This window comes from Bradyrhizobium australafricanum, from assembly GCF_020329495.1.
GTDB classification, from domain to species: domain Bacteria; phylum Pseudomonadota; class Alphaproteobacteria; order Rhizobiales; family Xanthobacteraceae; genus Bradyrhizobium; species Bradyrhizobium australafricanum.
In genome coordinates this window covers 18581-42424 of sequence record NZ_JAGKJL010000001.1, presented here as the reverse complement: position 1 = coordinate 42424, position 23844 = coordinate 18581, and the positions used below count along the sequence as shown (strand labels likewise).

General features: G+C 65.5%; 25 protein-coding genes. 8 read left to right on the top strand and 17 right to left on the bottom strand.

What is annotated here, in order from left to right:
- Positions 1-4 precede the first annotated feature (4 nt).
- The 12 genes from J6525_RS00205 to J6525_RS46900 all read right to left on the bottom strand — a co-directional run bounded on the left by J6525_RS00205 (position 5) and on the right by J6525_RS46900 (position 12867).
- Positions 5-1144, bottom strand: a complete 1140-nt coding sequence (locus J6525_RS00205) for an NHL repeat-containing protein (RefSeq protein ID WP_225641082.1) — start codon at positions 1142-1144, stop codon at positions 5-7.
- Between the two features lie 195 nt (positions 1145-1339).
- Positions 1340-2080, bottom strand: a complete 741-nt coding sequence (locus J6525_RS00200; RefSeq protein WP_225641081.1) for an SDR family NAD(P)-dependent oxidoreductase — start codon at positions 2078-2080, stop codon at positions 1340-1342.
- A gap of 219 nt (positions 2081-2299) precedes the next feature.
- Complete coding sequence (gene purF / locus J6525_RS00195) at positions 2300-3826, bottom strand: amidophosphoribosyltransferase (RefSeq protein ID WP_092088326.1); 1527 nt, start codon at positions 3824-3826, stop codon at positions 2300-2302.
- Between the two features lie 34 nt (positions 3827-3860).
- Entirely contained in the window at positions 3861-4496 is a 636-nt protein-coding gene (locus J6525_RS00190) for a CvpA family protein (protein ID WP_026192677.1), read from the bottom strand.
- Between the two features lie 204 nt (positions 4497-4700).
- On the bottom strand, positions 4701-6170 hold the full coding sequence (gene radA, locus J6525_RS00185) for a DNA repair protein RadA (RefSeq protein ID WP_225641072.1): 1470 nt from the start codon (positions 6168-6170) through the stop codon (positions 4701-4703).
- A gap of 96 nt (positions 6171-6266) precedes the next feature.
- Positions 6267-6881 carry a hypothetical protein gene (locus J6525_RS00180; RefSeq protein WP_225641070.1) on the bottom strand — a complete coding sequence of 205 codons (615 nt, stop codon included), beginning with the start codon at positions 6879-6881 and terminating at the stop codon, positions 6267-6269.
- Positions 6882-7053: 172 nt separating this feature from the next.
- Positions 7054-7341, bottom strand: a complete 288-nt coding sequence (locus tag J6525_RS00175) for a hypothetical protein (RefSeq protein ID WP_092088264.1) — start codon at positions 7339-7341, stop codon at positions 7054-7056.
- Positions 7342-7784: 443 nt separating this feature from the next.
- Positions 7785-8510 (bottom strand): sulfite exporter TauE/SafE family protein, encoded by a 726-nt coding sequence (locus tag J6525_RS00170; RefSeq protein WP_225641061.1) that lies wholly within the window; start codon positions 8508-8510, stop codon positions 7785-7787.
- A gap of 285 nt (positions 8511-8795) precedes the next feature.
- On the bottom strand, positions 8796-9566 hold the full coding sequence (locus tag J6525_RS00165; RefSeq protein ID WP_225641575.1) for an exodeoxyribonuclease III: 771 nt from the start codon (positions 9564-9566) through the stop codon (positions 8796-8798).
- A gap of 30 nt (positions 9567-9596) precedes the next feature.
- Positions 9597-10901 carry an alanine racemase gene (gene alr, locus J6525_RS00160; RefSeq protein WP_225641059.1) on the bottom strand — a complete coding sequence of 435 codons (1305 nt, stop codon included), beginning with the start codon at positions 10899-10901 and terminating at the stop codon, positions 9597-9599.
- A 48-nt stretch (positions 10902-10949) separates the two neighbouring features.
- Positions 10950-12452, bottom strand: a complete 1503-nt coding sequence (locus J6525_RS00155) for a replicative DNA helicase (RefSeq protein ID WP_225641057.1) — start codon at positions 12450-12452, stop codon at positions 10950-10952.
- Between the two features lie 292 nt (positions 12453-12744).
- Positions 12745-12867, bottom strand: a complete 123-nt coding sequence (locus tag J6525_RS46900) for a hypothetical protein (RefSeq protein WP_256520498.1) — start codon at positions 12865-12867, stop codon at positions 12745-12747.
- A gap of 34 nt (positions 12868-12901) precedes the next feature.
- On the opposite strand from J6525_RS46900, the gene J6525_RS00150 reads away from it, so the two are divergent.
- Positions 12902-13222 (top strand): hypothetical protein, encoded by a 321-nt coding sequence (locus J6525_RS00150; RefSeq protein WP_225641055.1) that lies wholly within the window; start codon positions 12902-12904, stop codon positions 13220-13222.
- A gap of 20 nt (positions 13223-13242) precedes the next feature.
- Here the strand turns inward: J6525_RS00150 and J6525_RS00145 are convergent, their stop codons facing one another.
- Positions 13243-14496 carry a cyclopropane fatty acid synthase gene (locus J6525_RS00145; protein ID WP_225641053.1) on the bottom strand — a complete coding sequence of 418 codons (1254 nt, stop codon included), beginning with the start codon at positions 14494-14496 and terminating at the stop codon, positions 13243-13245.
- Between the two features lie 257 nt (positions 14497-14753).
- On the opposite strand from J6525_RS00145, the gene J6525_RS00140 reads away from it, so the two are divergent.
- The 3 genes from J6525_RS00140 to J6525_RS00130 all read left to right on the top strand — a co-directional run bounded on the left by J6525_RS00140 (position 14754) and on the right by J6525_RS00130 (position 16880).
- The gene (locus tag J6525_RS00140) at positions 14754-15725 is read left to right on the top strand and encodes a hypothetical protein (protein WP_225641051.1); all 972 of its coding nucleotides are present in this window, start codon (positions 14754-14756) and stop codon (positions 15723-15725) included.
- A gap of 91 nt (positions 15726-15816) precedes the next feature.
- A complete protein-coding gene (locus J6525_RS00135; protein WP_225641049.1) occupies positions 15817-16422 on the top strand; it encodes a TetR/AcrR family transcriptional regulator in 606 nt (201 codons plus the stop codon).
- A complete protein-coding gene (locus tag J6525_RS00130) occupies positions 16419-16880 on the top strand; it encodes a PaaI family thioesterase (RefSeq protein WP_225641046.1) in 462 nt (153 codons plus the stop codon). Before J6525_RS00135 ends, J6525_RS00130 begins: the two co-directional genes overlap by 4 nt.
- A gap of 36 nt (positions 16881-16916) precedes the next feature.
- Here the strand turns inward: J6525_RS00130 and rplI are convergent, their stop codons facing one another.
- The 4 genes from rplI to rpsF all read right to left on the bottom strand — a co-directional run bounded on the left by rplI (position 16917) and on the right by rpsF (position 19379).
- Positions 16917-17519 (bottom strand): 50S ribosomal protein L9, encoded by a 603-nt coding sequence (gene rplI / locus J6525_RS00125; RefSeq protein WP_057019875.1) that lies wholly within the window; start codon positions 17517-17519, stop codon positions 16917-16919.
- 51 nt (positions 17520-17570) lie between these two features.
- The gene (locus tag J6525_RS00120; protein ID WP_225641044.1) at positions 17571-18539 is read right to left on the bottom strand and encodes a hypothetical protein; all 969 of its coding nucleotides are present in this window, start codon (positions 18537-18539) and stop codon (positions 17571-17573) included.
- 126 nt (positions 18540-18665) lie between these two features.
- Positions 18666-18905, bottom strand: a complete 240-nt coding sequence (gene rpsR / locus J6525_RS00115; RefSeq protein WP_016844287.1) for a 30S ribosomal protein S18 — start codon at positions 18903-18905, stop codon at positions 18666-18668.
- Between the two features lie 6 nt (positions 18906-18911).
- On the bottom strand, positions 18912-19379 hold the full coding sequence (gene rpsF, locus J6525_RS00110; RefSeq protein WP_026192679.1) for a 30S ribosomal protein S6: 468 nt from the start codon (positions 19377-19379) through the stop codon (positions 18912-18914).
- A 338-nt stretch (positions 19380-19717) separates the two neighbouring features.
- Between rpsF and J6525_RS00105 the strand changes: the two genes are divergently transcribed.
- The 4 genes from J6525_RS00105 (at position 19718) to fabG (ending at position 23595) form a co-directional block, all read left to right on the top strand.
- Entirely contained in the window at positions 19718-20434 is a 717-nt protein-coding gene (locus tag J6525_RS00105) for a TetR/AcrR family transcriptional regulator C-terminal domain-containing protein (RefSeq protein ID WP_092088250.1), read from the top strand.
- Positions 20431-21456 carry a fatty acid desaturase family protein gene (locus J6525_RS00100; RefSeq protein WP_092088248.1) on the top strand — a complete coding sequence of 342 codons (1026 nt, stop codon included), beginning with the start codon at positions 20431-20433 and terminating at the stop codon, positions 21454-21456. Before J6525_RS00105 ends, J6525_RS00100 begins: the two co-directional genes overlap by 4 nt.
- A 426-nt stretch (positions 21457-21882) precedes the next feature.
- Positions 21883-22836 (top strand): ACP S-malonyltransferase, encoded by a 954-nt coding sequence (fabD, locus tag J6525_RS00095; RefSeq protein WP_092088246.1) that lies wholly within the window; start codon positions 21883-21885, stop codon positions 22834-22836.
- A gap of 21 nt (positions 22837-22857) precedes the next feature.
- Complete coding sequence (gene fabG, locus J6525_RS00090; RefSeq protein WP_076831958.1) at positions 22858-23595, top strand: 3-oxoacyl-[acyl-carrier-protein] reductase; 738 nt, start codon at positions 22858-22860, stop codon at positions 23593-23595.
- The last annotated feature ends 249 nt before the right edge of the window (positions 23596-23844 follow it).

Here is a 23844-nt window from a genome sequence, read left to right as displayed (position 1 = left end):
ACCCTTACTTGAGCGCGTCGGAGGTCAGCTTGAATTTCTGGATCCTTTTTCCGGTGTCGACCTCGGCGGTATAGACGTTGCCCTTGGCGTCGACCGCGAGCGCGTGCACCCAGTGGAATTGCCCGGCGTTGCGGCCGTTGCGGCCGAAGCTGCCGACCACCGCGCCGTCGTCACGCCTGATGACGCGGATCTCGTTGTTCTCGCCGTCGGCGGAGAGTAGGTAGGTCTGCTTGGGATCGGGCCACAGCGCGATGTCCCACACCGCGCCGTTGCCGAGCGTGCTCTTCTCGAAGAAGAACTCCTTCACGAAGCCGCCGTCCTTCCTGAACACCTGGATGCGGTTGTTGATGCGGTCGCAGACATAGACCAGTCCGTCATTGGCGATCTTCACGCAGTGCACGGGATTGCCGAACTGTTGCGCGACCTGCGCCTTCGGATCGTAGGGCGGCTGCTTGGTGTCGTCGGGCTTGTTGCCATAGGCGCCCCAGTGCCGCTTGTAGGCGCCGGTGGTGGCATCGAACACGATGACGCGCCGGTTGCCGTAACCGTCGGCGACGTAGATCTCGTTGGCCTCCTTATCGATCGCGGTCTCGGCGGGCTTGCCGAGCTGGGTAGTGTCGTTACTGCCCTTGCTCGGCGCGATCGAGCCGATCTGCGCGACGAACTTGCCGTCGAGGGTGAACTTGAGGATCGCATTGTCATTGTCGGCGTTGCCGCCGATCCAGACGAAGCCGCGCTCGTCGACCTCGATGCCGTGCTCGCGGCCAACCCACTCATAGCCGTCACCCGGACCACCCCAGGCCCGCAGCAGATTGCCGTCAGCGTCGAATTCGAGCACCGGCGGCGCCGAGACGCAGCATTTCGAGCGCGGCGGATTGAGGCTCGCGCCCTTCTCGTCGTCGGTCAGCGAGCGCGGCCGGTGAATCATCCAGATGTGGCCCTGCCAATCCACCGTGATGCCGCCGACCTGGCCGACGATCCAGTTGTTCGGCAGCGGCTTTGGCCATGATGCATCCACGGTGAAGGTCGGGATGTCACCGGCTTTCGCGAGGGTTGGTGTAGCGAAGAGGGCTGATGATGCGATGCAGGCGGAGAGAAACAATCCGGACAGAATGGAGCGCGCGCGATTGAACGTCGGCGTCATGATGCCTCCCGAGATTTTTCTTGGCGGGCGTCCCGCTGGGAAGCGCAGTCAATCGTGGGGACGCGAGCGAGTCAATCGCAAGGAGGTGCGTAGCCCGGATGGAGCGAAGCGAAATCCGGGGCCGGTTTCTCCGCGTAGAGACTATCCCGGATTGCGCTTCGCTCCATCCGGGCTACGGGAGAGACAGAACCGCGCTCACGCCGGCGGCTGGAAGCTGCGCAGCGTGCGCGCCTTGTAGTCGTAGAGCTTGCCGGTCTCGGTCCAATCAGGCGAACACATCGGCACGATGAATTCGGCGGCCATGTCGGGCGTATCCAGCGTCATCGGGTCTTCGCCGGGAAACACCTGCGCGCGCATCCGGGTGCGGATCGGGCCGGGGCTGAACAGGTTGACGCGAAGCTTTGTGTTGGCGGTCTCGTTGGCCCAGGAGCGCACCAGTGCCTCCAGCGCGGCCTTCGAGGCCGCATAGGGGCCGAGATAGGCGTTGGCCTTGTGGGCCACGCCCGACGTCACGAACACCGCGCGGCCGGCGTCGGATTGCCGCAGCAGCGGGTCCATGCAGCGGATCAGCTGGAAATTGGCGGTGACGTTGATCGCGAACACGTCGTTCCATGGCTTCAGCTCGATATGGCCGAGCGGCGACGACGGCCCTGCGGTGCCGGCATTGCCGACCAGGATGTCGAGCTTGCCGTGGCGCTCATGCAGCGCGAGGCCGAGCCGCGCGATGCCGTCGTAATCGGTGAGCGAGAGCGGCACCAGGGTGGCGCTGCCGCCGGCCTTGCGGATCTCGTCGTCGAGCTCTTCCAGCCCGCCTTGCGTGCGCGCCACCGCGACGACATGCGCGCCGGCCTTGGCCAGTGCGACCGCGGTCGCATAGCCGATGCCGCGCGAGGCGCCGGTCACGAGGGCGATACGGGAGGCGAGGGGTGTTGTCATGTCTGTCTGTCCGCGTGTTTGCCCGGGGTATTACAGACGGAAATGGCCGGGACAAGCCCGGCCATGGCTAAAAGACATGGCCATTCCGGGATGGTCCGAAGGACCAGACCTCAGATGCGCAATCGCGCATCGGGGAATCTCGAAATTTGAGGCAAGAACGCAAGACAACTTCGAGATCCCGGGTTCGATGCTGCGCATCGCCCGGGATGACGCTTCGCCTCAGCTCGCCTCCGCCAGCAGCGAGAGCTGGCGCGGCGGGGCCTCGGTTTCGCTCTGGTCGGTGAGGTGGGTCGGGTAGGCGCCGGTGAAGCAATGGTCGGCGAATCTCGGATTTGCCGGGTCGCGCCCCTCATAGCCCATCGCGCGGTACATGCCGTCGATCGACAGGAAGGCGAGCGAGTCGGCGCCGATGATGTCGCGCATCTCCTCGAGCGAATGGGTCGCGGCGAGCAGGCCGCCGCGGTCCGGCAGGTCGATGCCGTAATAGTCGGGATAGAGGATCGGCGGCGAGGCGAGGCGGAAATGCACCTCGCGGGCGCCGGCGTCGCGCATCATGCGCACGATCTTCTTCGAGGTGGTGCCGCGCACCAGACTGTCGTCGATCAGGATGATGCGCTTGCCCTCGATCGCGGCGCGGTTGGCCGAATGCTTCATGCGCACGCCGAGCTCGCGCACGCTCTGGGTCGGCTGGATGAAGGTGCGGCCGACATAGTGGTTGCGGATGATGCCGAGCTCGAACGGCACGCCGGAATACTGGCTGTAGCCGACCGCGGCGGGCACGCCGGAATCCGGCACCGGCACCACGACGTCGACCTCGGGATGGCTCTCGCGCGCCAGCTGGGCGCCAAATGCCTTGCGCACGTCGTAGACCGAACGGCCGCCGACGATCGAGTCCGGGCGCGCGAAATAGATGTATTCGAAGATGCAGGGACGGGCCGGCTTCGGCGGGAACGGCTTGTGGCTGTGTGCGCCGGTCTCGTCGAACACGATGATCTCGCCGGGCTCGATGTCGCGGACGTATTTGGCGCCGATCATGTCGAGCGCGCAGGTCTCCGAGGTCAGGATCGGACGACCGTCGAGATCGCCGAGCACCAGCGGGCGGATGCCGAGCGGGTCGCGCGCGCCGACCAGTTTCTTGTTGGTCAGCGCGACCAGCGCATAGGCGCCCTCGATGGTGCGCAGCGCCTCGATGAAGCGGTCGATGAAGCGGGTGCGCTTGGACTGCGCCACGAGATGCAGGATCACCTCGGTGTCGGTGGTCGACTGCATCATGGCGCCGCCCTTGACCAGCTCGCGGCGCAAGGTCAGGCCATTGGTGAGGTTGCCGTTGTGGCCGACCGCAAATCCGCCTGCGCTGAGCTCGGCGAACAGCGGCTGCACGTTGCGCAGGATGGTGCCGCCGGTGGTGGAGTAGCGGACATGGCCGACCGCGGCGTTGCCGGGCAGGCGCTCGATCACCTCGCGGCGGGAGAAGGCGTCGCCGACCAGGCCGAGGCGGCGTTCACTGTGGAAGCGGCTGCCGTCGAAGGAGACGATGCCGGCGGCTTCCTGGCCGCGGTGCTGCAGGGCGTGCAGGCCGAGTGCGGTGATCGCGGCGGCCTCGGGATGGCCGAAGATGCCGAACACGCCGCATTCCTCGCGGAGCGTGTCGCCATCGAGGTCGGGGTGGTATCTGAGAGGGTCTTGCAGTTCGATCGGGCCGAGGTCGAGATCCATTTGGTCGGTATGATCCGAAGGGGTCTGCATCTCGTTCATCGCCTCTCGTAAGGGCCCAAATAGTTTATCGGCCCGCGGGTTTCTCGATCAGCTTCTTCAAGCTGTCACGCGCAGGTTTGCTATAGCCATCACCCGACGCCGGCGTCGCCTGATCATTGGTATCGGCCGCAGAATCGTCGTCTGGCTTATTCTTCTTGAACTTCTTTAAGATGGTGTTCTCGGGGTCGTCAGGCAAGAGCGACATCAGCCAATCCCCGGTTCCCTGCAGCACCACCCGCGACTTCGCCCCGGTCACCCAGTCGGGCCGCTGCTTGTCGGGAACCAGCCAGGTGAAGAACATGAACGCCACGACCACGATCAGGAGGCCGCGGGCGAGCCCGAACAGGAAGCCGAGGGTGCGGTCGAGCGCGCCGATGCGGGAATCCAAGATCATGTCCGAGATCCGCACCGTGACGATCGAAACCACGATCAGCGTGCCGATGAAGACGCCGGCCACCACGACCACGGCCGCGACCGTGTCGTTGTTGAAATAGGTCTTGGCGGTCGGCAAAAGTTTCGAGAACGCATACAGCGTGACCAAAGCGGCGGCGCCCCAGGCCGCGATCGACAGGATCTCGCGCATGAAGCCGCGCACCATCGCGAGCAGGCCCGAAATCAGCATCACGCCGAGCAGGACGAGATCAAGTATCGTTATGGGCATCGGCTGGTCAGGTCCGCTGGTACGTTTCGGTACGCTGTTAAGGGCTTACGTTGTTAAGGGCTTACGCTGCTAAGGGCTCTCGCGAATCGGCGAAGTCGGTGCCGTCCTAACTGAGGCGCATTGGGGGCATCCGGCAAGGCCAGAGCGCCACCTGTCCCGCGCGGCGGATGTATAGCGGCGGGGGGCTGATACGTCACGCCCGCTTTAGCTGGTCTCGCGACGGAATCGGGCCGGTGTGGCATTTTTCTCAGCCGCATCAGGGCCTCCGGAGCCGTCCTGGTCGCGCCGGCCGCCCCGGGGCGTTCCGCGTGCCGCAATTTCGGCGACCAGCGTGGTGAGATTGCCGATGCTGTTGAGGGTGAGCCCTGAATCGCCGCCGCTCTCGCCGCGGGCCGATTCGGGCAGGATGGCGCGGGCGAAGCCGAGCTTGAGGGCCTCCTTGAGCCGGGCCGGGGTCTGCGCCACCGGGCGGATCGCGCCCGATAGCGAAATCTCGCCGAAATAGACAGCATCCGTCGGCAGCGGCGCATTCACCAGCGAGGAGACCAGCGCGGCTGCCGCGGCAAGGTCCGCGGCCGGTTCCTGGATGCGCAGGCCGCCGGCGACATTGAGATAGACGTCATGTCCGGACAATTTGACGCCGCAATGCGCTTCGAGCACCGCGAGCACCATCGAGAGCCGGCTCGGGTCCCAGCCGACCACGGCGCGGCGCGGCGTGCCGAGCGAGGTCGGCGCCACCAGCGCCTGCAACTCGACCAGCACCGGACGGGTGCCTTCGATGCCGGCGAACACCGCCGTGCCGGGGCTGCCGAGCTCGCGCTCGGAGAGGAACAATTCCGAGGGGTTGGTGACCTCGCGCAGGCCGAGGCCGGTCATCTCGAATACGCCGATCTCGTCGGTCGCGCCAAAGCGGTTCTTCACCGAGCGCAGGATGCGGAACTGCTGCGAGCCTTCGCCCTCGAACGACAGCACCGCATCGACCATGTGCTCGACCACGCGGGGACCGGCGATCTGGCCGTCCTTTGTCACATGGCCGACCAGGATGATCGCGGCACCCGTCTTCTTGGCAAAGCGAATGAGGGCCTGCGCCGAGGCGCGGACCTGGGTCACCGTGCCGGGCGCGGATTCCACCGTGTCGGTCCACATGGTCTGGATCGAGTCGATCACGATCAGGCGCGGCACCGCGCCTTCCGACAGCGTCGCGACGATGTCCTCGACCGAGGTTTCCGAAGCCAGCTGCACCGGTGCGTCCGCGAGGCCGAGCCGTTCGGCGCGCAGCCGCACCTGGGCGACCGCCTCTTCGCCGGAGATATAGACCGCGCGGTGGCCGGCGCGCGCCATCATGCTGGTCGCCTGGGTCAGCAGCGTCGATTTTCCGATGCCGGGATCGCCGCCGACCAGCAGCACCGAGCCGCGGACGAAGCCGCCGCCGGTGACGCGGTCGAGCTCGGCCATCCCGGAGGACAGCCGCGGCGCGTCCTGGGTCTTGCCGGACAGCGATTCCAGCGCAAACGTCCGCCCCTTGCGCTTGCTGCGGATCGAGACCGGCACCGAGCCTGTGGTGTCTTCCTCGGCCAGCGTGTTCCACTCGCCGCAGGAATCGCACTTGCCCTGCCAGCGATTATACGCCGCGCCGCAGTTCTGGCAGACGAAGGAGAGGGTGGATTTGGCCATGGAGCAGGTGAGTCGCGCTATCGCGCACGATGCATAGCACGGTTCGGCCGCCGCGCACGATCCATCGAAGACGGAGCGCCAGATGGCGGGGCCGGCTCAGCGCGAGAACACCCGCGTTCCGCCCGGCCAGCGCGGCTTGTCGCCGACCGGACTTGCGCCGATTTCCCAGCCGACGCCGCCCCACAGCACGTCGACGGCACCAAGCTCTCCGGCGCTGTCGCGGACGTAAAACACGTTCGGCTTGGCGTTGACTTCCAGCGGGCCGTTGCTGCCGCTGGGCTGCCGCCTCAACGCGCACCAGACGTCGGCCAGCCTGCTCTCGTGGCTCTGCCCCAGTTTGGCGAGGATCTCCTTGTCGCTCGAGGCTGCGCTCAGGATGAAGGTCTGCAAGGAAGCGCCGCCGCTATCGTCCTCGATCTTGTTCGTGAAACGCTGCGCGAAGGTCGCGCCTAACCAGGAAATCCTGACCGGCGCGCTCGAGGCGATGTCCTCCTTGAAATGTTCCCGCGCGACGAATTTTTCGGCGTGGGGAATTGCCGAGGTCGACGACGGATCGGACGGTTCCTCATTTTTCGGCTGCAGGGAACATGCAACGCGGTCAGCGGCGGCAACGGTACCCGGTTGTCCCGGTCTTGTCTCGTCTGCCGCGACGCTCAAACCCTGCGTCGCCAGAACAACGGTCAACCACAGGGTGAAGCTTGGTTGGCGCATATTGTTGTTGTCCCTGAATCCGCTGTGCTCGCGGAGACAAGGTAAACCGCATCTTGCAGATGTAAATCAAAGATCAGGTTTCTGGTTAAGGATAAAAAGTAAGTTCAACTACAGCGCGAATTTGAATCAAATGCGCTTCGCGCAAAGGGAACTGCTCTCGTTGCACGCGCGGTCAAACGCGGAGGTCCCGCCGCGACAGCAGCAGCGGCGGATTCTCGCGCGGCGTCAGACTCGTCGGCAGAGCGCGGCAGCATCTCGCCTGCGCGCGCAACGGATCGCTCCAGCTCCAGCGAACCCGCCAGGACGGATTGTTGGCGTAGGCCGGAATCCGCCAGACCCAGATCGTCTCGTAGACGCTGTCGCCGAACTGCGCGACATCGGGCCTTGCCGTCGGCCAGAACGCCGAGCCGGCAACGGCGAACGTCACAATCGCCGCAGTCGTGATCATCATCTTGCGCATCGCGCGCCTGCCTTTCCCGCCTGTCGTGGGCTTTGATGACCCGCGACTCCCAATGCTTCGACTTGCGATCCCGCATTCGTCAGGCCGACATCGGCGACATCAGGCGCCGGGCTGTGCCGCCCGATCTGCACGCCATCTGTCGCTGAACTCGTGTCGCCTGAACTCTCGGGACTCGCATCCGGGTCGTCGATCAACCCTGTGATGCCTGCTGGAGCAAAGTTGTTTTCCGCAAACGATCAAGTGCAAGTAATGAGATTGTCATAAACGCAGCGGCCGGACGATGGCAATCCGGATAACAACGGAAGGTGAGCGCTCAACAAAACTCTTTCGGGGTACACGCCACCCGATGCGCAAAGCTCCGTAGAATTACGACACCATCGGGAGGATGTTGGTGTTCGTCACGGTGAAATCCGTTTGCCCAGGGCCTGGTCGATGTCGGAATTTTACTGCGTCATTGCAGACCACAATAGCGCCGTGCCCGCCGCCAGCATGATGCCGTCCATGATCAGGCGGAACGACTCCGGCTTCAGCTGCAGCACGAAGCGCTTGGCGATGAAGGCGCCGGCCATCAGCGAGGCGCCGGCGATCAGACCCTTCAGCGCGATGTCCGGCGTCAGCGCGCCGAAGCGCTCGAACGTCACCGACTTGCTGACATAGAGCCCGAGCGAACTCGCCGCCTCGGTGGCGAGGAACGCGCCCTTGCTGAGACCGTAGAACAGGAACAGCGGCACGCTGAGCGGGCCGGTCGAGGCCACGATGCCGGTGAGGTAGCCGATGAGCGCACCGCCGATTGCGAGATGCCAGAGATTGGCCTTCAGCCTGTGCCGCGCCAGCCAGTGCCGCACCGGCACCATCGCGATCAGGAATACGCCGATCGCTATATCGACCGCATGCGAGGGCAGCGCGAGCAGGGTGCGCGCGCCGAGCGCGGCGGCCGGGATGCCCGTGATCGAGTAGGTGATGCAGGCACGCCAGTCGACCTCGCGCCACCAGGCGAGGATGCGGGACAGATTGGCCATCACGGCGGCGACAGCCATGATCGGTACCGCCTGCTTCGGCCCGTACTGATAGACCAGCACCGGCATCAGCATGATCGACGAGCCGGTGCCGACGATGCCGGAAATGGTGCCGGCGACCAGGCCGACGATGAGGACGAAGAGGAAGCCCACCTGCGCGCTCCGGTGAGGTGTGATCGCCCCATACCTCTGAGTTGCCCGACCGCGCAAGCCCCCGCAGCTCGCGCAACAAACTCGATGTCGTCCCGGCGCAGGCCGGGACCCATAGCCACCGAAGGTGATTGTTGCACGACGCTGGGGCCACAGCTTTCCCTACCAAGTCAATCCTGTGGTTATGGGTCCCGGCCTGCGCCGGGACGACGGCGGTGTGTGCGGCATCATCCGATCCACGTCGCGACCACCATCATGCTGATTGTCACGAGGCGTGATGCCGGTGCATCACCTCAACACCACCCACGCCGGCGCGTGATCGCTGGCGCCGTCCTCGCCGCGGATGGTGCGGTCGACGCCGGCTTTCACGAGCCGCGGCGCCACTGCGGGGCTGAGCAGGAGATGATCGAGCCGCAGGCCTGCATCGCGTGGCCAGCGCTGGCGCTTGTAGTCCCAGAAGGTGAACATCGGCGCGTCCGGATGCAGGGTGCGGATCGCATCGCACCAGCCCTGATCGACCAGCGCCTTGAAGGCGGCGCGGCTCTTCGGCTGGATCAACGCATCCTTGTCCCAGGACCGCGTCGGGTAGATGTCGAACGGCGTCGGCGCGACATTGTAGTCGCCGGCGAGCACCACCGGGACGTCCTCTTTGAGCAGCTTGGCGGCATGGGCGCGCAGCCGCTTGAACCAGGCGAGCTTGTAATCGAATTTCGGCCCGGGCTGCGGATTGCCGTTCGGCAGATAGAGGCTGGTGACGACGATGCCGCGCACTGCGGCCTCGATGTAGCGCGCTTCGTGATCGCCGGCATCGCCGGGCAGGGCGGTGCGGATCAGCACCGGCTCGGCCTTGCGCGCGAGGATGGCGACGCCGTTCCAGGTCTTCTGTCCCTGCCACACCGCGCCGTAGCCGGCCTGCTCGATCGCGGCCGCGGGAAACTCGACGTCGCTTGCCTTCAGCTCCTGCAGACTGACGATGTCGGGCCTGGCCGACTTCAGCCAGCGCAGCAGGTTCGGCAGGCGGCGGTTGACGTTGTTGATGTTGAAGGTCGCGATCTTCATGCGCACTGGCAATCGCGAACCTTGATCATGTCAGGTGGACGTCGCCGTTGGCTCGGCGGCCGGCAGTGGCGGCGGCGCAGCGGGCGCTGCTGTTGGCAAGGCTGGCGGCGCTGCGGGCGTGGCAGCCGGCTCGCTCGTCTCGGCGACCGCGTCACTTCTCGCAGCGACGGCATCGCCGCCCTTGTAGATGCGCACGAAGCGGCGGCCGAGGCTGGTCAGCACCTCGTAGCCGATGGTGCCGAAATGATGCGCGACCTCGTCGACCGTGATGCCTTCGCCGATCAGCGTCACCATGTGGCCGCGCCGCACGGCATTCTTGTCGAGGTCGGTGACATCGACCGCGATCAGGTCCATCGAGACGCGGCCGGCGATCGGGCAGCGCTTGCCGGCGACCACGACCTCGGCGCCGCGGGTGCCGTCATTGGCGCTGGCGGCGCGGAAATAGCCGTCGGCATAGCCGGCGGCGACGATCGCAAGCCGGGTCGGCCGGCGCGCGGTCCAGGTGCCGCCATAGCCGACGGTCTCGCCGCGGTCGATGTTGCGGATCTGCACGATGCGCGCCTTGAGGTCGACCACCTGCTGCATCGGGTTGTCGGCCTCCGGCGTCGGATTGACGCCATAAAGCGCACAGCCCGGCCGCACCATCTCGAACTGGAATTGCGCGCCAAGAAACACGCCGGAAGAATTCGCCAGCGAGGCCGGCACGCCGGTGAACAGGCTCGCGACCTCGCGGAAGCTCGCGAGCTGCTTGGCGTTGGCGGGATTGTTGAGCAATTCGGCGGAGGCGAGGTGGCTCATCACCAGCGTGATGCCGTGGTCGCCGGCATTGATCCGCGGGATGATGCCCTGCGCCTCGCTGACCGTGAGCCCCAGCCGGTTCATGCCGGTGTCGATATGGATGCCGGCGCCGCCGGACCAGCCGGAGCGGCGGCAGAACACGTCCCATTCGGCGAGCTCGTTGAGATCGCCGATCACAGGTTTGCAGTCGATCCTGGCGTAGGCGTCGCCGGTGTTCTGGAAGAAGCCGCCGAGCGAATACACCGTCGCCTCGGGAGCGGCCGCGCGCACTGCGGCGGCCTCCTCGACGCTGGCGACGAAGAAGGTCTTGCAGCCGGCCTTGGCGAGCGCCCGCGAAACCTGCTCGGCGCCGCAGCCATAGGCATTGGCCTTGACCACGGCGGCACACTCGGCCGGCACCGCGGTCTTCTCGAGCTTGCGCCAGTTGGCGATGATGGCGTCGAGGTCGATGGTGAGGATACCGCCGGCGGTCGGATGGGCCGCCAGCAAACTGGCCTCGGGTGTCAGCTGCGATTTCGCGTCAGTCACGATGTTCATGGCTCAGTTGTACGCGGGTGCCTTGCGTCGTTCAACCGAGTCCGGATCTCAGTGGCTGTGATCCGGAACCTGACCGTCGGGTGCGAGATCGCCGAAGCGCGTGACGCTGGCCTCGAAGTGCAGATCGACCGTGCCGGTCGGGCCGTGGCGCTGCTTGCCGATAATGACTTCGGCCTTGCCGTGGGCAAGGTCCATGTCCATCTGCCACTTCTCATATTCCGGCGTGCCCGCGCGCGGCTCCTTGTTGGCGAGGTAGTATTCCTCGCGATAGACGAAGATCACGACGTCGGCGTCCTGCTCGATCGAGCCGGATTCACGCAGGTCGGACAGCTGCGGCCGCTTGTCGTCGCGGTTTTCGACCTGACGCGACAGCTGCGAGAGCGCGATGATCGGAACGTTCAGTTCCTTGGCCAGTGCCTTCAGGTTGGTGGTGATCTCGGTGATTTCCTGCACGCGGTTGTCGTTGCCGCGTTTGCCCGAGCCTTGCAGCAGCTGGATGTAGTCGATCACGATCAGGTCGAGGCCCTTCTGGCGCTTGAGCCGTCGCGCCCGCGCGGTGAGCTGCGAGATCGAGAGGCCGCCGGTTTCGTCGACGTAGAACGGCAGCGATTGCAGCTCGATCGAACAGTCGCGGATCTTTTCGAAATCGAGCTCGGAGATGCCGCCGCGACGGATCGAGCTCGAGGGAATGCCGGTGCGCTCGGCGAGAATACGGGTGGCGAGCTGTTCGCCGCTCATTTCGCAGGAGAAGAAGCCGACACAGCCGCCATTGACTGCCTTGGTGGTGCCGTCCGCCTGGACTTCGGGCACATAGGCTTTGGCGATGTTGTAGGCGATGTTGGTGGCGAGCGATGTCTTGCCCATGCCGGGACGGCCGGCGAGGATGATGAGGTCGGACGGCTGCAGGCCGCCCATCTTGGCGTCGAGGTCGCGCAGACCGGTCGAAATGCCCGACAGCTTGCCGTCGCGCTGGAACGCCTTCGCCGCCATGTCGACGGCGATCGTCAGTGCCTGCGCGAAGCGCTGGAAGCCGCCGTCATAGCGGCCGGTTTCAGCAAGGCCGTAGAGCTGCCGCTCGGCATCCTCGATCTGGGCGCGCGGCGCGAAGTCGACCGGCGCGTCGTAGGCGACGTTGACGATGTCCTCGCCGATCTGGATCAGGTTGCGGCGCAGGCTGAGATCGTAAACGGTGCGTCCGTAGTCCTGCGCGTTGATGATGGTGGTCGCTTCGGCGGCAAGCCGGGCGAGGTACTGGCCGACCGTCATGCCGCCGATGTCGAGCTCGGCCGGCAGGAACGTCTTCAAGGTCACGGGGTTCGCGACTTTGCCCATCCGGATCAGGCTTCCGGCGGTTTCATAGATTTGCTGATGGATGGTTTCGAAGAAGTGCTTCGGCTCCAGGAAATCGGAGACCCGGTAGAAGGCGTCGTTATTGACCAGGATCGCGCCCAGCAGGCCCTGTTCCGCTTCGATGTTGTGCGGCGCACTTCGGTAGGCCGGGGATGCGGCGTCGGGCGCGAGCTTGTGGACGTTCGAATCAATCAAGGCCATGGACGAGCTTATTCTTCTGATTTCGTCGTTACTGAGATTTTCGGCTGTGGGGCGGCGATGAAGCGCCAGCCCGGCACGAAGCGAAAGGACGGATGTTTCTTATGCACGATTCACACAACGCGAGGTGTGAATCCGAAACAGCCGGATGCATTCCGCTTGACTGGGGTTTTGTCCGAAACCGGGCGGGAGCCGGCCGATCAGCACGGTCGTTGGCAAAAATTGGACGCCGCCTGAACCTTTTGCCAGGCGAGCGGACCCATGGAGAGGCGAGGCGGCTGTTGGCGTCGATTTCTCAGACCAGGATGAGGAAGGCCAGCGCGATCAAGGCGGCCACCACGCCAGTGGCGATCAGGGCGTAGTCAGTCGCGATATCGCGCTGCGGGTCCAACATCGTCTGGTGTGTTTCTCGGGTCATTTCGGACCACTACGACAGTCCGGGAAAGACCTCTGTGAAGCAGATCACATGCGCCGCACTTTTTTTGCGGCAGGTTCGCGGGAACGACCCGGCGGATTCCGGGTTGTCTTCGCTCAGGCAAGATACGGCGGCGATGGATCGAGAGTTTCAGACAGCGCGATCAAGGCTTGGTCGGGCAGATGGCATGGACCGCCGCTGGCTGGCGGCGCTTGTCGATGCCATGGAGCAGGCGGCGCGTCCCGAGGTCCGCAATGTTCCCTGCGATGCCAGCTTGATTTCGGCCGCCGCGGCCCATCTGGCGCGTCCGGCGCCGACCTTTGACCATTGCGGGTCGGCCTACAGCCTGCGCAACTAGCCGCACCCGTTCCTTCAGACCTATTCGCCGGCCAGTTGTAGCCGGGGCTTGGCCGCGCCGGCCTCTTTCAGCCGCAGGCGGACTTCTTCGCCGCCGATATAGTCGCGGGTTATCGGGACGATGCCCTGGCGCTTGGTGAGCTGGAGCTGGAAGTTCATCATATTCTGCACGCGGAACGACATCTCCGAGGCAGCCAGGTAGAATTCCCACATCCGGGCAAAGGTCTCGTCGTAGAGCCGCACGGCCTCCTCGCGCCGCGCCATGAAGCGCTCGCGCCATGCCTTCAGCGTCTCGGCATAGTGCAGGCGCAGGATCTCCATGTCGCAGATCAGCAATCCGGCCTTCTCGATCGCCGGCATGACCTCGGACAGGGCGGGAATGTAGCCGCCGGGGAAGATGTATTTCCGGATCCAGGGGCTGGTGACGTCGGGGCCGGTCGAGCGGCCGATCGAATGCAGCACCATGACACCGTCGTCGCTGAGCAGTTCGGCGCAGCGCGCGAAGAAGGTTTCATAGTAGGCGACCCCGACATGCTCGAACATGCCGACCGAGACGATGCGGTCGAACGGCCCGGGGATGTCGCGATAGTCCTGCAGCAGGAAGCGCGCCGATTGCGCCAGGTTCCGCTCCGCCGCCCGGGCGTTGGAAATTTGCAGCTGCTCGGTCGACAGCGTGACGCCGGTGACATCGGCGCCACTCATCTCGGCGAGATAGAGCCCAAGGCCGCCCCAGCCGGAACCGATGTCGAGGATGCGGTGCCCGGGCTTGATCAGGAGTTTTGCGGCGAGGTGACGCTTCTTGGCGAGCTGGGCATCGTCCAGCGTCGTGTCCGGCGTCTCGAAATAGGCGCAGCTGTATTGCTTGTCCGCGTCGAGGAAGAGGGAATAGAGGCGGCCGTCGAGATCGTAATGACGGGCGACGTTGCTTCTGGATCGGCCGCGTACATTGATCTGCTGGGCGCGGCGCCCCAGGAAGCGTACCCAGGCCTGCAGTCTGGCGAAGTTCGGCAGCATGGCTGCCTGACCCATAAGCACCGCCAACACGTCGGCGACGGTGCCTTGCTCCACCACGAACGTGCCGTCCATGAAGGCTTCGCCGAGATAAAGCTCGGGATCGACCAGGACGCGGAGTTCAGCCCCTCGCGTCATGAAGCGCACGGCAACCGGTACGCCCGTGCCGTCACCGCAGGTGAACTGAGCGCCGCTCGCGGTCGTGAACGTGATCGAACCGCGGCGGATGAAGCGCCCCAAGAAGTATCGCAACAATCGGTCCATCGAAACACCAACGGAACGGCAAGCTGCACACCGACACCACCGGAGTTGATCACTCCAATGTGTCCCCAACCTCAAGATAGGCAGGGAATTAGATCGCGCTATAGCGTTGTGGTCAAAGCCGATATTCCAAAATGTGACAATTGCGTGGATGCGCATGGGCGCGCTTCCATTCGCGCGATAATCGGCTAAAAGGTGACCGCCGCGGCCGATCCATCAGGCGCTGGCGGCGATTTTTCCGGAATCTGGAGACTTAAGGAATGTTGAGCCGAGCCCTCAGTCTGGCGACGGTAGCGCTTCTGATTGGCTGCCTGTCAGCCGTATCGGCGCAGGCGCAAAACCTCGAGGCCGGCAAGAGCCCCTCCCAGATCTTCGCAAGCACCTGCACAGCTTGCCACAAGAGCCCGCGCGGCCTGCTGAAATCGGTGCCGGCCGGTTCGCTGCCGGGCTTCCTGCGCCAGCACTATACGACGTCCAGCGACATGGCCGGCGTGCTTGCGTCCTATCTGATTTCGAACGGCGCCAACGACCCGCGCTACCAAGCCAAGGATCAGCCGAAGGGTGCCAAGGGCGGTAGGGAAGGCAGGCAGGAGGCCAACCAGTCCCCGGAGCAGCCGTCTGAGCGTCCAGCCCGCCGACGGCACCAGGATGCAGCGCCGCAGGAAGGTGCCAAGGAAGGGGCCAAGCCCGACACCGACGGTTTGAATCCCGAAGGACGTCCAGCTCATCGCGGCAAGCGGATGGCCCGCCCGAGCGAGGCGCCGGAGGGCGCGAAGCCGGACGACGGCCAGACGCCGCAGGCTTTGGGCGAGGGCATGCCGTCGCGTCAGAAGCACGGCCGTCGTGGCAAGCCCGTCGAGGAGCCGAAGTCCGAGGAGGCGCCCAAGGGCGCGGCGACCAGCGACGAGCCCAAGACGGAGCCAAAGACCTCCACCAGGCATGATGACAAGGGTGAAGCCGAGAAGCCGGCGAAGCCTGCCGCCGAGCCCGACACGGCAAAGGTCGACGCGCCGAAGAGCAATGGTGGCGGTGAACCGGCTGCCGTGCGATCCGATCCGGTTCCTCAGGTCACACCGGCGCCTGCGGCGGCTGCGCCTGCCGCATCCGAGCCGGCCGCCGCCGCATCTCCCGCTCCGGCGCCAGCCGCGCCGCCGGTGACTGCGACCGCGCCGCCGCCGCCACCGCCCACGACGCCAGGCTCCGGCCCACCGGAAGCCCCAACCTCGAAGTAATCGCCAACGCCGGGCCGCAAGGTCCGGCGTATTCGTTTGACCACTATTAGAGCAATGCTCTAGAGTATCAATCTAATCGGGAGAGGGCGACGTGAGTACAGCGCGCGAAGATCTGCTGGCGGCGGGACTGGCGGTGTTCGACCGCGACGGATTTGAGGGCGCGACGGTGGCCGAGATCCGCTCCCGCGCCCGCGCGTCCAACGGCAGCTTCTTCCACTTCTTCACCTCGAAGAAGGCGCTCGCCGGCACCCTGTTCCTGGAAATCCTGCAGGCTTATCACGCCGCGATCATCACCTCGGTCGACAACAGCTGCGGCGCCGGCGAGGGCGTTGCGCGGCTGATCCACGCCCATCTCGATTGGGTCGTGACCTTCAGGCGTGAGGCACGCTTCCTGTTCGAGATTTCGCGCAGCGAGTGGGGCGAGGAGGTGCGCGGCGCGCAGCGCAGCGAGAATTCGCGGCTCACCGACGGCATCGAGCGCTGGCGCGCGCCGCTGCTCGCGCGCGGCGATTTGCTGCCGATGAGCGCCGTGCTGTTCTTCAGCCAGATCATCGGGCCGGCACAGATCTTCTGCCGCGCCTGGCTATCGGGCCGCCACACCGGCGATCCGCGCGAACAGGTCGAGACGCTGATCGCCTGCGCGGTCCGCGCGGTGGTGGCGCCGGGTGCGCCGGAACGAACAGGAGAGACTTCATGAGCGAGACCTATCCGGACTTTGCACCGATCGCGACGCGAATTCGCGACAATGTCGGCCGGCAGGGCTTCATGGGTCTTGTCGGTGCCGAGGTGGCCGAGCTGTCGCGCGGCACCTGCACGCTCGCGGTCGACCGCCGGCCGGAGCTGTTGCAGCAGCACGGCCTGTTTCACGGCGGGGTGACGGCGTTCCTGGTCGACAACGCCACCACGATCGCAGCGGCGACGTCGCGTGGCCAGCCGGCGCTGACGGCGGAGTACAAGCTGAACCTGCTGTCGCCAGCCTCGGGCGATCGTCTGATCTGCCGGGCGCGCGTGATCAAGCCGGGACGTCAGGTCGCCGTCGTTGCAGCCGACGTGTTCTGCGTGATCGACGGCAAGGAGAAGCACACCGCGACCGCATTGGCGTCGATCGCCATGCTCGACGACAAGGCGGCGGCACGAATCCAAAGCCCGGCCTGATGGGGCCGGGCTTCGTAGCGTTTAGTGGAGAGAAGCTTACTTCTCTTCGGCGGCCGGAGCCGGCGCGGCTTCCTCGTCGTGCTGGGCTTCCGGATCGAAGAATTCGCCGGCGGCGGCGAGCGCCTCGGCGGCAGCGTCCTGGTCTTCCTGGCGGGTCGAGATGTCCTCGCCGCGCTTGATCCGCTCGGCCTCTTCGGCGGAGCGGGCGACCGTCACGGTGACGCTGGTCTCGACCTCGGGGTGGACGGCGATCGTCACCTTCTGCGCGCCGATCACCTTGATCGGCGAGTCGAGCCAGACCTGCGGGCGCGACACCGTCACGCCGTCGGCAGCCAGCGCGGCGACGATGTCGCGCACCGTGACCGAGCCGAACAGCTGGCCGGATTCGGAGGCCTGGCGGATGATGACGATGTCGCGGCCGTCGATCTTCTCGGCGACCTTGGCGGCTTCGCCCTTGGCCTGGATGTTGTTGGCCTCGAGCTCGGCCTTCATGCCGTCATACTTGGCGCGGTTCGCCTCGGTGGCGCGCAACGCCTTGCCGCGCTTCAGCAAGAAGTTGCGGGCGAACCCGTCCTTGACGCGCACGACTTCGCCCATCTGGCCAAGCTTGGCGACGCGTTCGAGCAGAATGACTTCCATTTTCGTTCTCCTTTAGATGCAAAGTACGGGTTTAAGTGGTTGGATCGAATCTCAAGCCGCGGGCAAAGGCGGCGGTCTTGTCTGCAGATAGCGCTGGCGCAGCCCGAACACGGCGTCGGCGATGCCGAGCGCGAACATCGCCACGATCGGCCAGCCGAACATGACGACGACCGCATAGATGCCACTGAGCCAGAAGCCGCGATTGGTGAGCGACAGCGTCAAGGTGTGCAGAACGGCGAAGCCGACCAGCGCATAGGCGATTACGAGTGCCGCGGTGACGATCTGCGCCAGCAGCGCAAGCATGCCGCCGATGAAGCTGACGGCGACCGCCGCGAGCAGCGCGACCAGCGTCACGGCGGGAAGCGCCGTGGTGCGGAAATCCGGCCACGGCCGATTCAACCGCCCCGAGGTTTGCGTGATCTTGCCGGCGAGCCAAAGGTTCAGCGTCTGCGTCACCATGGAGATGACCGTTGCCGCGAGCGGCGCGAAGATCACCAACGCGTCGACCAGCCGTTCGATGTCACCGCTGGGCTGGGCTTCGCCGGCGCTGAGCATCTTGAGCAGGCCGCGCCGCAACGTGCCGGTGATCGTGTCGGTATCGGTGCCGAGCGTGAGCAGCGCGGCGGTCGTGGTAACGATGGGGAAGGCTGCAATCCAGAGCAGGATGCGGCCGACGGGGTACCATTCAATCGCAGGCGGCTGCTGCTTGGCGCTGTCGCCGGCTGCGCCCGCGACCGGCCGTCCGAGCAGGGCGAGGTGGCCGAGCCACCAGCCGGGCACGGCGACCATCATGGCAAACGCGATGCTGTAGGGAAGGCCGAAGAGCGTGCCGAGCACGGATGCCGCACCCACTCCACCAATAGCGGCGGCGAGGGGGCCCCAGCCGAGCGCCGCCACCATGATCGGCAGCGATGCGAGATAGAACAGCAATATGGAGATCAGCGCGCCCGAACTGATCGAGGCGAACATCAGCGCCGACGCGGCGCCGGCTGCGAGTGCAACGGTGAATATTCCGATCATCAGCTGTCCCGCCCCCTTCGAGCGGTTAGGGATCCTGCATCGAGAACCCCAACCATCGGCGACCGGACGACCCGGAAGCCTTATGAGAATGAGCGGCCGGCGGCGCGTGCCGCCGGCCGTCGTCAATTAGCGAATGACGTAAGGCAGCAGGCCGAGGAAGCGCGCGCGCTTGATGGCGCGGGCGAGCTCACGCTGCTTCTTGGCGGACACGGCCGTGATGCGGCTCGGCACGATCTTGCCGCGCTCGGAAACGTAACGCATCAGCAGCTTGGAATCCTTGTAGTCGATCTTCGGCGCATTCGCGCCCGTGAACGGGCAGGACTTGCGACGACGGAAAAACGGACGGCGGGCACCAGCATCAGCCATGATTCATTACTCCTCGGTCGCAGCTTCTTCTTCGCGCGGACGGCGCGGGCCACGGTCGCCACGGAAACCGCCACCATCGCGGTCACCACGGAAGCCGCCTTCGCGGTCGCCACGGAAGCCACCACCACGGTCATCGCGCTCGCGGTCACGGTCGGCCTTGCGCATCATCGCGGACGGGCCTTCCTCGTGCTCTTCGACGCGCACGGTGAGATAGCGGATGACGTCTTCGTTGATCCGCTCCTGACGCTCGATCTCGGTGACGACAGCCGACGGTGCGTCGATGTTCATCAGCACGAAATGCGCCTTGCGGTTCTTGTTCATGCGGTAGGTGAGGGAGCGCACGCCCCAGCTCTCGGTCTTGGTGACCTTGCCGCCGCCCTGTTCGACGATCCCCGTCATCTGGGCCGTCAGTTCATCCACCTGCTGGGTGCTCGCATCCTGACGCGCGAGAAAAACATGCTCATAAAGAGGCATGGTTGTCCTTTCCTGTGTTGGCGCGGCTTCCGGCGACAAGCCCTTCGAGACCTTCGGAAAGGACTCGAGCTGCTCAGAAGGCGGGAGCACGGGACGACGAGCCGACTGGCCCTGCCACATCAAAATCAACGGGTGAATTTGCTGAGACCGTCCGTTCAGCTCCCGGCCGGAGCCCACGAATGGCGCGCTTATACGGATTTTGGCCGCGAAAGCAAGGGTTCTCGGCCCCCGGATGTGCGAGGCGTCGTAGCCCTCCAGGCCGTTTGACGCAACCTCGGGCGATTTCCCGTTGATTTCTTTGTTTGTATATCATACAAACATCTTTGGGAGGACGAGATATGGGTTCGGAGACCGCCAGCGGCATGTCTGCGCCCGATCCGAAGCACGCGGTCCGCGCGACGCGGTCGGCGGGGCGCAAGATGCGCTCGCTGCTGCTCGATGCCGCCAGCCGCCTATTCAAGGAACGCGGGCTCTCGGGCACATCGATCTCCGATATCGCCGCGGCCGCGGACGCCTTTCCGAGCCAGATCACCTATTACTTCCGCACCAAGGAAGCGCTGTTCGTCGAAGCCGCCAGCCGCGACATGCTCTATCTCGCGCGCGCGACCGAGCAGGCCGCCCTGAATGCGCACACCCCGCGGGACTACACCCACGCTTTGGCCGAGACCGTGACCGCGACCGACACGGTCGCCTTTTTCGCGGAGGCCTTGACCCTTACGCGGCGCCGGCAGGACCTCGCGCCCCTCGTCGAGCGCACCATCGAACGGCTGCACAGCGAGGGCGCGCGCGCCTATGCGGGCCAGGTCGAGCGGCATGGCTGGCGCTCGCTGCGCGCGCCCGAGGAGAGCTCGCGGCGGTTCTGGGCGATTGCGATCGGTGTAATCGTCGAAGGTTTTGCGATGGGCCGCGCTGCCGACGAGATGTGCCGCGAATTGCTGCGCGCGCTCGGCGAGCAGGCGACATCAACTTCGACGTCGGCCAATGACGGGACGCGGCTGCGCCTGGTCGGCGATCACAACACTTCATCCTCAACGGACGGGGAGACAAGCTCATGACCGCGCTTCGCATGCGAGCCCGCGATTTCCTGACCGAGGACGAACTGGTCGCGGTGCGCGAGCGCACGACGTGGAAGGGCGCAGCCCTGATCGTGCACGCCTGGGCGCTGATCCTGGGCGCAATCGCGCTGGTCGCGTGGTGGCCCAATCCGCTGACCTATCTGCTCGCCGTTGCGATCATCGGCTCGCGCCAGCTCGGGCTCGCGATCCTGATGCATGACGGGGCGCACGGCTGCCTGTCGGCGGACGAGAGGACCAACCTGACGCTGAGCCAGTGGTTCTGCGCCTATCCGATCTTCGCGGAGACCCGCGGCTATCGCCGCTATCATCTGCAGCATCATGCGCGGACGCAGCAGGAGGACGATCCCGATCTCGTGCTGTCGGCGCCGTTTCCGATCACGAAGCTGAGCTACCGCCGGAAGTTCTTCCGCGATATCACCGGGCAGACCGGCTACCAGCAGCGCAAGGCGCAATTGCTCAATGCGATCGGGCCGAAGGAGTGGCCGTTGTCGCGGCGCGCCGCCAACTTCTGGCAGAAGCTCGGGCCGCAATGCGTCACCAACGCCTTGCTGTTCGCGGGCCTCGCCGCCGCCGGCGTGTGGTGGGCCTATCCGCTGTTGTGGCTGGTGCCGCTGCTGACCTGGATGATGGTGATCACGCGCATCCGCAACATTGCCGAACACGCCGTCGTGCCCGACAGCTCCGATCCCCTGCGCAACACCCGCACCACGCGGGCCAATGTCCTCGAGCGCCTCTTCATCGCGCCGTACTACGTGAACTATCACCTCGAGCATCATCTGCTGTTCTACGTGCCCTGCTACAACCTGCCGCGCGTCCACCGCATCCTGAGCGAAAGCCGCTATGCCGGCCGGATGGAAGTGCAGCCGGGCTATGGCGCCGTGCTGCGGCTGGCGACCGCCAGGCCCGCCAGCGAGGATCGCCCGGGCCAACTGGTCAACAGCGCACGCCGGGCGAGGGCCGGCGCCGAGGTTAACGCCGACCAGAATGCCGGCGGGTTCTAGTGTGCTGAATGCGAAGTTCGTGCGATTTCGCGGCAGCCACTTTCACGAACTTCGCATTCATAAAGCACACTAGAATCATAAGTCTGCTAGTGTCCTTATCGAATCCGAAGTTCGCTCCGAAGGTGCGGCAAATGATGCGAACTTCGGATTCGGGACACTAGCCCGGAGCCGGGACCGGCATCCCCAGGGTTCCTCCGGCGCGGCTTGACAGCACCGCCTCCGTCAGTGTCTTACGGCCCGGTCCGGGGCCGGTTGCAAGGCTGGGCTGCCAAGGCTTGGTTGCCAAGGCCTGATTGCCAAGGCTTGTGCAAGGGATTGGCCCGGACCCGCTGTGGCGCGGTTTTGCGCGACGCGGATACCGTTTTCCCCTGCGGCAGGCCTAAAGCGCCTGCGCGGAGACCACGCTCAACAAGGTAGGGATCGCCGATGACGGCAGCATTTACGTTTCCCGGGCAGGGCTCGCAGGCGGTTGGCATGGGCAAGGCCCTGGCCGACGCCTTTCCGGCGGCCAGGGCAGTGTTCGACGAGGTCGATTCCGCGCTGGGCGAGAAGCTGACCGCGATCATCTGGGATGGTCCCGGCGAGACATTGCAGCTCACCGAAAATGCCCAGCCCGCCCTGATGGCGGTGTCGATCGCCACATTGCGCGTGCTCGAGAGCGAAGCCGGCTTTTCGGTCGGCCGCAACGCGGCCTTCGTTGCCGGGCACTCGCTCGGCGAGTATTCGGCGCTGGCCGCCGCCGGCAGCCTCTCCGTCAGCGACACCGCGCGGCTGCTTCGCACCCGCGGGCTCGCGATGCAGAAGGCGGTGCCGGTCGGCGTCGGTGCGATGGCCGCACTGCTCGGTCTCGACTACGAAACCGCCGTGGCGGTCGCCAACGAGGCGGCGCAGGGACAAGTCTGCCAGGCCGCCAACGACAATGGCGGCGGCCAGGTGGTGGTCTCCGGCGACAAGGCCGCCGTCGATCGCGCGGTCGAAATCGCCAAGACCAAGGGCGCCAAGCGCGCCATGCTGCTGCCGGTGTCTGCGCCGTTCCATTGCAAGCTGATGCAGCCGGCGGCCGATGCGATGGCAGAGGCGCTGTCGGGGGTGACCATCAAGGCGCCCGCGGCGCCGCTGGTCTCCAACGTGCTGGCCTCCGCCATCACCGATCCCGACGAGATCCGCCGCCGCCTGATCGAGCAGGTCACGGGCACCGTGCGCTGGCGCGAGTCGGTTGCCTATATGGCAGGGCAGGGCGTGACGCGGTTCTTCGAGCTCGGCGCCGGCAAGGTGCTGAGCGGCCTCGTCAAGCGCATTGCCGACGGCGCGGTCGGCGTGTCCGTCGGCGGTCCGAACGATATCGCTGCGGCCAAGGACGCGCTCGCAGCTTCGGCTTGAAGCAGCCGGAAGGAGAATTCGATGTTTGATCTGACTGGCAAGACGGCGCTCGTCACGGGCGCAACCGGCGGCATCGGCGGCGCGATCGCGCAGGCGCTGCATGCGCAGGGCGCGACGGTAGCGATCTCGGGGACGCGGCGCGAGGTGCTGGACGGCTTCGCGGCCAAGCTCGGCGAGCGCGTGCATGTCCTGCCGTGCAATCTCTCCAGCAAGGATGACGTCGAGGCGCTGGTGCCGGCAGCGGAAGCTGCGATGGGACAGGTCGACATCCTGATCGCCAACGCCGGCATCACCCGCGACAACCTGTTCGTGCAGCTGCGCGACGAGGATTGGGACGACGTGATCGCGGTCAACCTGACCGCGACGTTCCGCCTGGCGCGCGCCGCGACCAAGCTGATGATGCGCAAGCGTTTCGGCCGCATCATCGCGATCACCTCGATCGTCGGCGTCACCGGCAATCCGGGGCAGGGCAACTACACCGCGTCGAAGGCCGGCATCATCGGCCTGATCAAGACGCTGGGCGCCGAATACGCCAAGCGCGGCGTGACCGCCAATTGCATCGCGCCGGGTTTCATCAAGACGCCGATGACCGATGCGCTGAACGACAAGCAGCGCGAATCCATCCTGGCGAAGGTTCCTGCGGCGCGGCTCGGAACGCCCGAGGATATCGCTGCCGCGGCGGTCTATCTGGCCTCGAACGAGGCTGCCTACGTCACCGGACAGACGATTCACGTCAACGGCGGGATGGCTATGATTTGAGCTACTGGCGGCCTCTCGCAATGCGGCGAAAAGCCGTTTTCGGGAGCCGGTTCAGGCGTGTAGTCAAGGCTTTGGAAGTATGGTAGCTGAAGCCCCCGTGGATGGGCGAAGAACGCCATTGCAGGATTTTGAAACCCTGTATATTGGCGTGGCGACGCCTGCCGTTCGCCGGGGCTTTAATCGGCTACGACCGGGCCGAATCAAGACTATGCGCGACTGAGTAATCGAGACGACCACGATGGCTCGTAT